Annotated in this window: 3 protein-coding genes; all 3 read left to right on the forward strand. The window is 38.0% G+C overall.

What is annotated here, in order from left to right; genetic code table 11:
- Positions 1-408 precede the first annotated feature (408 nt).
- Positions 409-5133, forward strand: a complete 4725-nt coding sequence (locus ACFINH_RS07450) for a YadA-like family protein (RefSeq protein WP_375632545.1) — start codon at positions 409-411, stop codon at positions 5131-5133.
- Between the two features lie 415 nt (positions 5134-5548).
- Entirely contained in the window at positions 5549-5791 is a 243-nt protein-coding gene (locus ACFINH_RS07455) for a hypothetical protein (RefSeq protein WP_375612878.1), read from the forward strand.
- A gap of 829 nt (positions 5792-6620) precedes the next feature.
- Positions 6621-11720: Vomp family autotransporter (locus ACFINH_RS07460; RefSeq protein WP_375632546.1), on the forward strand; the 5100-nt coding region annotated here is incomplete at its 3' end.

The raw sequence follows: 11720 nt of genomic DNA on the forward strand, positions 1-11720 counted from the left end.
CTTTAATTTTTAAATCTGAAAAATCTGTAGCACTCTACAGATAAAAAACCTTTTGCTCTCTACAAATCTATTAAAAAGCTTTTAAGACAAAAATCTCCATTCAAATGTATTTCAACTTTACTGGAAGAAGCTATAAAACAATATGCTAAATTAACTCTACCCCTTGCAAAAAACAACCAATAAGTTTAAAGGTTAAAAAAAACCAATCACCACAAAAAAATTACTTTCTTAGGAAATGTAAAAGAGCAAAACGCATTAACCATAAAACCTAAAACACAACTTCTCTATCTTTTCAGTCAGGTACTAAATTTTTGAATACGTTTAGAAAAACCAATTTTAGGGGACCTAATAGCGTTTAAATGTGTCTTTTTTGTGTTTATAGTTATTTCTTTCATTGGGGAGTTCATTATGAAAAAATTATATACAAAATTAGCAGGGAGCAGTTTAAAATTTTCTCGTTTTCCTTTTATTAAAGTCCTATCCTTGACTTCAATAGCGGCACTTTTAGCCAGTGTTTCCCCTGTTTTTTCGAATGATTTGGATTCTTCTAGTTCATCACAGGAAAATTATTTAACAGCGCTGAATGTTGCTTTGACATCCAAGGTAAGTGCTGCTGATGACTATGAAAATTTTTTAACCAAAACTCTTACTGGTGTAAGTGATTATAGTCCTATAGTGAATGTTTTGGCAGAAACCAGCGATTCGATACGTTCAATTGATATGAATGCTGGAAGTAAAAAAATAACAAGAGCAGCTTTAACTCCAGGAGTTGTAAAGGGAGATCAGATAACTAGCAGTCAGGATTTGGGTAATTCTCTTATTTATGGTGAACGAGCTCAGGGAGAAGCGCATGATGCTATTGTTTCCGGGCAGGTAGCGCAGACGAAGGCTGACCAAGGGATTGCTATCGGCTTAACTGCTTTAGCTGGTAGTAGTAGAAATACTAAAAATAGCATTGCAATCGGCTCTTCTCTAACCGATAGTTCTGATGAAAAAGAGAGAACAGTTTCATTTGGTGATTATAGTAAGGGTATAACCAGACAAATTACAGGCGTAGCAGCTGGTTCTAATTTTACCGATGCAGTGAACCTTAGACAGTTGCAGGACTTAGAACAAGTTGTAAGACAAAACGGTTGGAAATTCTCTGTTGGAGATAAAAATGCTACAACCGTTTTTATGGATAGCGCGGTAGATTTTTCCGCAGGAAGTAGCAACCTAAATATTACAAAGGGCGAAGATAACAATAAAGTAAAATTTGATCTGGCTCAAGACATTATGTTAACAAGCTTAAAAGCAGGTACAAATACCTTCGATGCCACGGGCTTAGTAATTACTGATGGTCCGAAAATAACCACCGGTGGTATTGATGCTGGAAATAAAAAGGTAATGGGTGTTACATTTGGTGATCTTAGTGCAGATTCACAAGAGGCGGTAAATGGTAGTCAGTTGAATGTTGTAGCTACCCATATAGCTGGATATTTAGGCGGTGGTGTTAAATTTACGAATGGTCAATGGGATAATCCAGAGTTCAAAATTAAAACTTTAAATCCTGAGACGAATGAGATTGAAGAAGAAAGTTTTCCAAATGTAGCCAAAGCCTTTGAGGGTGTGGGTAAGTCTTATGTAAATCTTCACAATGAGATTAAAAAAGCTGCCGATGATAGTGTCTTTAAATGGCATGCCGAAACGGAGAGCATTACAATTGCTGCCAGTGAGGGAAAAGGTGGGCAAGAAAGTATTGCTATAGGTAAGCTTTCAAGTGCAACTGCTAACAATGGTATTGCATTAGGTGGTTCTGCAAATGTATCTGGTGAAAATAGTATTGCATTAGGTGGTTTTGCAAATGCATCTGGTGAAAATAGTATTGCATTAGGTGGACTTTCAGCTGCAACAGCTAAAAATAGTATGGCATTAGGTTCAAATGTACAAGTACTTCCTGAGGGTGGTGTTGCTGTGGGTTATAAATCTGTTTCTCGTAACTCAGTGTCCGCAGTTGGCTATGATCCTTCCATAGGGAGCCAGTCAACGGATGATGGTGTGATATGGAAGAGCACTCAAGGAGCTTTTAGTGTTGGTGATACTCCGAATAAGATAACACGACAGCTTACAGGTGTGGCAGCGGGTTATGCAGACACTGATGCCGTCAACATTGCACAGCTGAAAAAATTAAGAGAATTTGTAGCACAAGGGTGGACACTTTCTCTTAATGATAAGGCTGTTTCAAACTTTCAGCCGGGTGATATATTAAATTTGGTTTCTGGAAGCAAAAACTTTGAGATTAAAAATAGTGATACAACAGACAATAAAGACAAAAAAATAACATTTGATTTGGCACAAGATGTCACATTGAACAGTGTAAAATTAAAAGACATCACTTTAGATAAAACGGGCTTAACTATTGAAAATGGTCCCAAAGTAATAGCGGATGGTATTGATGCTGCAGGTAAAAAAATAACAGGTCTTGCGGGTGGAGATCTTAGCACAAATTCGACAGATGCCGTTAATGGTGGCCAGCTTCATACAATCACTGGGGATTTATCAAAAATTTTAGGTGGAGATGTATCCTTTGATGGAAAAAACTTTAAAGTACCAGAGTATAAATTATCGAATATTGATGAAAAAGGTGTTGTAACAGATAAACCGCATACCGATGTTGGTTCTGCCTTTAAAGGACTTGATGACAATATCAAGAATGTGAATGCTCGCATTAAGAAAGTCTCAGAAGGAGTTGCACAAGATTCTTTATCTTGGAGCGATGCTGACAAAGCTTTTGTCGCTCAGCATGGGGAAGGTGATGACAGAAAGGCAAGTAAAATCACATCGCTTGCTGTAGGAGATATTACGAAAGAATCGATGGATGCCGTAAATGGTTCTCAACTTTATTCACTGGGCGATAAGGTTGCAAAATATTTTTCTGATGACGCTGAATATAAGGATGGGGAATTGAAAGTTCCTGATTTTAAGCTAAAAATTATCAATGATGATGGCACTGAAGCTGAATCAAGCTATAAGAATGTATCAGATGCATTTTCAGGTGTGGGTAAACTTTTCACAAAGGTTCAAACTGCGATCAGCGATGTAATCAGTAATTTGCTTGTTACGAAAAATGAAGGTATTATCAACATTGGTAAAGGAGTAGAAGGTAGTGAAATCAATATCGCAAACAAGGGTGGTAAGGATCGAACTCTTTCTGGTGTAAAGGCAGCAGAAAAAGCCAATGAAGCTGTGAACAAAGAACAATTTGATAAAGGTTTGAAGGATCTTTCTGATACCCTTCTGTCGGATAGTTCTTCTGTTGTTCTTTACGATAAAACAACAGATAATCAAACTGATTATACAAATGTAACTTTTGGGAAAGGGAAGGATGCTACACCTGTTGCGCTCCATAATGTAGCCGCCGGATCGATTGCGGAAAACTCAACGGATGTTATCAATGGAGGACAGGTTCACATTCTTTCAATGGATATAGCAAAATTGTTGGGTGGAGATGCTGAATTTAAGGATGGTGCTTTTAAAGGGCCAACTTATAATTTATCCAGTATTGATAAAGGTGGTGAAGTAACAGATAAACCGCATACCGATGTTGGTTCTGCCTTTAAAGGGCTTGATGAGAATATCAAGAATGTGAACGCTCGCATTAAGGAGGTCTCAGAGGGAGTTGCACAAGATTCTTTATCTTGGAGCGATGGTGACAAAGCTTTTGTCGCTCTGCATGGGGAAGGTGAAGACAGAAAAGCAAGCAAGATCACATCACTTGCGGCTGGCTCTATAGTATCAGGCTCGAGTGATGCGGTTAATGGTGGACAGATTTATGATCTGAATCAGTCGCTAGCAAAGTATTTTGGTGGTGATGCTAAGTATGATGGTGATGGCTGGGTCCTTCCAGGTTTCAAGATAATGACTTTCCAAGAAGATGGAAGCTTTGTAGAGGAGGATTATGATAGCATTGCAGCCGCGTTTGCCGGTGTAAATAAGGTTTTCAAGAATCTTCATAATGAGATTTCAGACAACATTGAGCAAAATGCGTTGTTGTGGAGTGATGATGCAGGTGCGTTTGTAGCACAGCATGGGGAAGAAGGTAAAAAGGAAAACAGCAAGATCACGTTCCTTGCGAAAGGAAAGATATCAGAAGATTCGACTGATGCGATTAATGGTGGTCAGATTTATACTCTTCAACAGACATTTGCCTCATATTTTGGTGGAGGAGCTGGTTATGATAAGGAAGGAAACTGGCAAGGACCAAAATTCACCGTTCAGGTCTTTAATAAGGATGGTACGAAAGGTGATAAAGAGGAGCGTAATAATGTCTCTGAAGCATTTGATGTTGTTAATGACAGCATGAGCACTATCAACGATCGTATAAAAGAAGTTGAAAAAGGTACCTCTTCGAATAGTCTGAATTGGAATGAAGAAAAAGGAAGCTATGATGCATCTCATGTTGATGCTCAGGGTGTTAAGAGTCCAAGTAAGATTATCAATGTAGAGGATGGCAAGGTAGACAGAGATTCAAAAGAAGCTGTGAATGGAGGACAGCTTTGGGAAACTCAGCAAATGATTACAGATCAGGTCAAGGATATTGAAAATAAAGTTACGGAGGGATCTGTACAATACGATAAAGATAAAAAAACGGGCAAAAAGACCAATAAAGTTAGCTTAGTTGGTGGAGATGAAAGTTCTCCAGTATTAATAGCCAATGTAGCCGATGGAAAGATTGAAAAGGATTCGAAAGAAGCGATTAATGGCGGTCAATTAAAAGATAAGATAGATTTTGTGCTTGAAAGTGCCAATAAGTATACGGATGAGAAAATTTCTCATCTTGTAAAAGATGGAGTTAATGAGGCTAATTCGTATACGGATATGAAGTTTTCGACATTAAGTTATGCTGTTGAGGATGTTCGAAAAGAGGCAAGACAAGCTGCAGCTGTTGGTTTAGCAGTAGCTGGTTTACGCTATAGTGATATTCCTGGAAAATTAACAATCGCATTTGGTAGTGGTTTATGGCGTAGTCAATCTGCTTTTGCTTTTGGTGCAGGTTATACTTCAGAGAACGGTGATATTGGTTCCAACTTGTCAATTACCACTTCTGGAGGTCACTGGGGTATAAGTACAGGGGTTAATGTGATACTCAACTAATAAACGACTAAATCCATAAAATTGATTTGCCTTTTTCTTATTTAAGAAAAGGGCAAATTTTTTACTTTCTTCCAGAACTCTCTAAAGCTATTCTAAATGTATAAAACTCCCGTAATTATATAAAATCCGAATATAAAAAGCTTATTACAACTTTTGTTGAGAATAAAAGAGCTTAGTGGTAAAGATTCAAAAAATTGATTGCTATTATTTTTATTTGTTAAAATGCTTCACGCAATGTAAATACGAATATACCCTTTATTAAAAGAAGACAGTTTTAGCTTTTATTTTCGTATAGTTTTAAACGTATGCTTTATAATGCAACGCTCTACAGATATGCAACGTACTCCAAACACAAGTATTGCTTTAGGGTAGTGGAGCGCAAACGGAAAAAGAATGGAGCGTTGCTGTAGGCAATATGGCTCATGTTTTAGAGAAAAGCAGTGTCGCAGTAGGTGGTGAATATAATAAGAAGAGCGAACACGGGGAAAATGATTATACTCTTTCGAAGAGTGATTATTCAACAGTAGTAGCAGCTGTTTCTAAAGCTTTAGAATATGGTTCGATTGCTCTTGGTCACTCCGTACATAAGCATTTGCTCAAGAAGCTATTTCTATGGGCTTCTATTCAAAAGCAAAAGGGGTTGGAAGTATCGCTTTAGGTTCCTATTCTAAAGTGATGGTTGATGGGGGGCTATCGGGAACAGCTCTGTGTCTGGTAGGACTGCTGGCGTTTTTGGGGATACGTCTGTTCTGCAAGGACTGGCTAAAAACACCTAATCTCAATGGAAAAGTACGAAAGTTTCAGTAAATATTGGTGTTCCTAGTAAGAACATAACGCGACAAATTATAGGCGTAGCAGCTGATAGCAAATCTGCCGATGCGGTGAACCTGAGACAGTTGCAAGATTTAGGAGAAGTCGTAAGAAAAAAAGAGTGGAAACAGTCTATTTCTGGTGAGGCAGCTAAAGATATGGGTGCTAGATAGTACAATGAATTTTTCACAACTGAAGGGAATAAAAGAACAAGTAGCAGTGAGTATTTTTGTAAAACAGGATACAGCAACGAGACACATTACCATTAGTAAGGATATAGATGGGGCATTTTAGTAAAAAGCTTTCATAAATCCCCTTATGAAATAAAAAAATCTTATTCACGAAAAATAAACTAATGCTTAAACGGATGATCAATAGGCACAAAAAATTATACCTCTTTCAAAGAGATCAAAGCTAAAAACGACACACAACCTTTGATAGAAAAACGAAATCCATTCTAATATTAAGTATTTTTTTACCTTCCTCAAATTGACTTTCACGAACCTACCCCTAATTACCCTCTAAAGACACTGTAGAAACAACAGTTTATGTCTTAATTTTATTTATGTCCTAAAACACGCTGTAAAAGCAGGAACACGCAAAGGAAATAAGAAAGCTTTAGAGTTCTAGAGCATACATTTTTTGTGTTTTTAATCTATTATTATGAAGGGGGTATTATGAAAAAATTATATACTACACAAAATCTGCGTGATTTGAGTTTTTCTCGCTCACATCGTCGATCATCATTGTTTAAAGTAGCTTCGTTGGGAACTGCGGTTGCCTTGTTTTTATCGAATGCTGCTCCTGTTTTTTCAGCAAATCTCGATTTAACAAAGGCATCTCTTGAAAATGTGAAGAATGCCGCTGTAGTTTATCCGCAAAGTACTATTTCTGCGTATGATGATTATAACAGTGGTATAGATGGTTATAATTCTGTAATAAATGTTTTAACAGTCGACGGAAGATTTGCATGGGAAGATGCGCAAAACATCTTCACAGTGAATAGCACGCTCGTTCCTGATTCAAAAAGGGATAAGAAGGCTAAAAAAGCTGTTGTTTTAGATCCAGAGAAATATAGGGCAAAAGAGAAAAGTTTTGCCATAAACTCTATGGCTCGCACTTCAGGGCTAGACGGTATTGCGATAGGTTCCGTATATGATAATCAAGATAGCATTGAGGAATATACATTCGCGAATGGTTACTCCTCAAAAGTGAGGGCTGATCGTAATGGAGCTATTGTTATAGATAAGAATGCTGAAACGCGTGCGGCTGAAACACGGGCGTATGGCAATGTTGTTCTTGGGGACGGTTCTGCGACTACATCGCTTGCTGGCGCTGACGGTTACAGTCCTATCGAGCTAAGCGAAAAAAATAAAAACAGTGAGGTATGGAAAGGTACTGCAAATGCAGCGACTATTGGTGATTATAAAAATAAGGTAACACGCCAGCTTGAAGGAGTGGCTGCTGGTAGTTATTCTACTGATGCTGTTAATGTTGCACAGCTAAAAGCGTTAAAAACTTATGTAGACCAAGGTTGGCAGCTGTCTATTGGAGGTAAAAATGCCACAACGATTGGTATAAAGAGTACGGTAGATTTGTCGGCTGAAAGTAACAACCTTAAGATCACAAAAGGTGCGGAAGACAATAATGTAAAATTTGATCTAGCTAACAATATTACAGTGGAACGAGTTACCGCTGGGAGAAGCTCTGTAAGTGATGATGGCATTATATTTGCTGATGGGGCTAGAATAACTGTGGATGGTATTGATGCTGGCAATAAGCAGATTACAGGAGTGGCAGCTGGGGAAGAACCTTATGATGCAGTGAATTTTGCGCAGCTACAAGAGATAAAAAATCAAATAGCAGCAAATAGTCTTGTTAAGCAAGATGGTGGAGAAGAAGGTCGTATCACCATTGGTATAGAAACAGGTGGTTCTGAAATCAATGTTGCAAACAAATCGGGTGAAGATAGGATAATTTCCGGTGTGAAGGCTGCTGTAAACAATAACGACGCTGTTAATAAACAACAGCTCGATGGTCAGATTGCAGATGTTGTTGACACTATAAAAAGCAATAGCCTTGTTAAGCGAGAAGAAGAGACAAATCGTATCATCATCGGTAAGGAAATAGAAGGCACAGAGATTAATATTGCAAACAAATCAGGTGATGCTCGTGCAATTTCCGGTGTGAAAGAAGCAGTTAAGGATGATGAAGCCGTTAATAAAAAACAACTTGATGGTGAAATTGCAGATATCACGGACAGTATTAAGGTCATTAAAGAAGCAAATAACTTTGCGGTTCTTTATGATAAAAATGCAGATGGCACCATTAATTATAATAGCGTGACTTTGGGTGGTGATAAGACTACGGCACCAGTTTCTCTCCATAATGTACAAGCTGGTACAATTGCAAAAGGGTCGAATGATGCAATTAATGGTAGCCAGATTGAAAAAATATCTGGAGATATAGCAGGTATTTTTGGTGGTGATGCGGACTTTCACGACGGTATCTTGTTTGGTCCGCACTATCATTTATCGCACATTTCTGAAGATGGTGCAGCAGTAACTAAGGACCATAATAATGTTGGTACAGCTTTGACAGGGCTTGATGAGAATATAAACAATGTGAATGGTCGCTTAACACATGTAGCTAATGAGTTCACTCAGAAAATTGAGGGTGTTTCTAAAGATTCTCTATTGTGGAGTAATGATGAGCAGGCATTTTTGGCACAGTATGGAGAAAACAAAGAAAACAACAAAATTAAATTTCTTGCCAATGGAGATATTGCTGAAGATTCAACCGATGCAGTGAATGGTTCGCAGCTCTTTGCTACTAATCAGAATGTTACCACTGTTACGAATGATCTAGCAAAAATTTCTCAAAATACATCTAAATATTTTGGTGGTGGTGCAGATATATCTAACGGTAAGGCTCCCACTTACACTATTCAGGGTAAGCCACATAATGATTTTGAATCTACTTTTAATGCTGTTGATACTTCTATCACGAATATCCAAAATCAAATCACTAATGCAGCAAAGAATAGCCTTGTTAAGCAGGAAGGAGATGCAGGTACTATTACCATTGGTGTGATAACGGGGGGGACAGAAATTAATGTTGCAAACAAATCTGGTGATTCTCGTACAATTTCTGGTGTAAAAGCTGCAGAGCGAAATGATGAAGCTGTTAACAAAGCTCAGCTTGATAAAAGTATAGAGAAGATTTCTAATGATATTAATCTTACAAGTGCTGCTGCAGTTCTCTATGATAAAGAAAAAGATACCGTTAATTATAATAGCATAACTTTGGGTGGTGATAAGACTACAGCACCCGTTTCCCTCCATAATGTTAAAGATGGGAAAATTGCTGAAGATTCGCATGATGCGATCAATGGGAACCAAATTAATAAAATATCTGGAGATATAGCAAATTATTTTGGTGGTGGTGCCTCGTTCGAAAATGGTGCCTTTAAAGGACCAAACTATAGTTTATCTGTTATTGTTGAAGATGGTCAGGTGGCAAAAGCCAATTATCATGACGTTGGCTCAGCTTTGAGTGGTCTTGATGCGAATGTGAAGAGTGTGAATACGCATCTGACGAATGTGGTAAAAGATGTCAATGAAAAAATCACAAATATTTCACAAGAAGTTAAAGGGGATGCTTTGTTGTGGAGTAATGATGAGCGGGCATTTGTAGCACAGCATGGAGACGGAAAAACCAATAGCAAAATTAAATTTCTTGCCAATGGAGATATTACTGAAGATTCAACCGATGCAGTAAATGGTTCGCAGCTCTTTGCTACTAATCAGAATGTTACCACTGTTACGAATGATCTAGCAAAAATTTCTCAAAATACATCTAAATATTTTGGTGGTGGTGCAGATATATCTAACGGTAAGGCTCCCACTTACACTATTCAGGGTAAGCCACATAATGATTTTGAATCTACTTTTAATGCTGTTGATACTTCTATCACGAATATCCAAAATCAGATTGCGAATGCGACAAAAAATAGCCTCGTTAAGCAGGAGGAAAATGAAGGTACTATCACCATAGGTAAGGCAACAGGAGGTTCTATAATTAATATTGCAAATAATGCAGACAACGATAGGATAATTTCTGGTGTGAAGGCAGCTGTGAATGGTAATGAAGCTGTTAACAAAGCCCAGCTTGATAAAAGTATCGAGAATATTTCTAATGATATTAATCTTACAAGTGCTGCTGCAGTTCTTTATGATAAAGAAAACGGTACCGTTAATTATGGTAGCATAACTTTAGGTGGGATGGATAACCAAGTCCCTGTTGCTCTCCATAATGTTAAAGATGGCATAATTGCTGAAGATTCGCATGATGCGATCAATGGGAACCAAATTAATAAAATATCTGGAGATATAGCAAATTATTTTGGTGGGGGTGCCTCGTTCGAAAATGGTGCTTTTAAAGGACCAAACTATAGTTTATCTGTTATTGTTGAAGATGGTCAGGTGGCAAAAGCCAATTATCATGATGTTGGCTCAGCTTTGAGTGGTCTCGATGCAAATGTGAAGAGTGTGAATAGTCATCTCACGAATGTGGTCAATAATTTTACACAACAAATCAATGATATTACACAAGAAGTCAAAGGGGATGCTTTGTTGTGGAGCAATGATGAGCAGGCATTTGTAGCACAGCATGGAGAGGAAAAAACCAATAGCAAAATTAAGTTTCTTGCTAATGGAGATATTTCTGCTAACTCAACCGATGCTATAAATGGTTCGCAACTTTATTTGATGAGTAATCAGCTTGCTGCATATTTTGGTGGTGGCGCTGGCTATAATAATGGAGAATGGACTGCTCCTACTTTCAAGATAGCACAATTCAAAGCTGACGGGAGCTCTGGTGAAAAGAAGGATTATCATAACGTTGCCAGTGCTTTTGACGGCGTAAGTGAGAGTATGTCTAAGATAAACGACCGTATTCAAAGTGTTGAAAACAATGTCTCGTCCAATGGTTTAAATTGGAATGAGCAGAAAAAAGCTTATGACGCTAGCCATGATGGTCAACCAAGTAAGATTATCAATGTAGCAGATGGTAAAATTGCAGAAGGTTCAAAAGATGCAGTCAATGGTGGACAGCTTTGGGAAACCAACGAACGTATCACTGGCGTTGAAAAAGATATTAAGCATATTGAAAACAGAGTCGACAATATTTCCACTACGGTTACGAATATTGGTGAAACGGTTTTCAATATTGAAGACAGAGTTGATAATATTGAGAACACGGTTAATAATCTTTCTGATGGTGCAGTTAACTATGATAAAGATGCTGATGGTAAAAAAAACAATAAGATCACTCTAAAAGGTGGCAACGAAAGTGAACCTGTTATGATTGATAATGTTGCCAATGGTCGCATTGAACAAGGTTCGAAAGAAGCTGTGAATGGTGGTCAACTGCATGATTACACTCAGCAACAGATGAAAATTGTTCTCGATGATGCAAAAAAATATACGGATAGTCGGGTGGATAATATTGTTATTAATGCCATTGATGATGCTGTTGATCGGTCTGACCGATATACAGATATGAAGTTTAATATTTTAAGTTATGATATTAAGAGCGTACGCAAAGAGGCAAGGCAAGCAGCCGCCGTTGGTCTAGCAGTATCCAACCTACGTTACTTCGACGAGCCGGGATCTTTGAGTGTCTCATTTGGTAGCGGCACATGGCGTGGACAATCCGCATTTGCTCTTGGTGCTGGTTATACATCTGAAAACGGAAAAATCCGCTCTAATCTCTCT

Source organism: Bartonella sp. AA74HLJMH (genome assembly GCF_042197045.1).
Taxonomy (GTDB): domain Bacteria; phylum Pseudomonadota; class Alphaproteobacteria; order Rhizobiales; family Rhizobiaceae; genus Bartonella.

Excerpts from the sequence above, each read along its gene's own strand:
- ACFINH_RS07450 (WP_375632545.1), top strand. The coding sequence starts at position 409 with ATGAAAAAATTATATACAAAATTAGCAGGGAGCAGTTTAAAATTTTCT.
- ACFINH_RS07455 (WP_375612878.1), top strand. The coding sequence starts at position 5,549 with ATGGCTCATGTTTTAGAGAAAAGCAGTGTCGCAGTAGGTGGTGAATAT.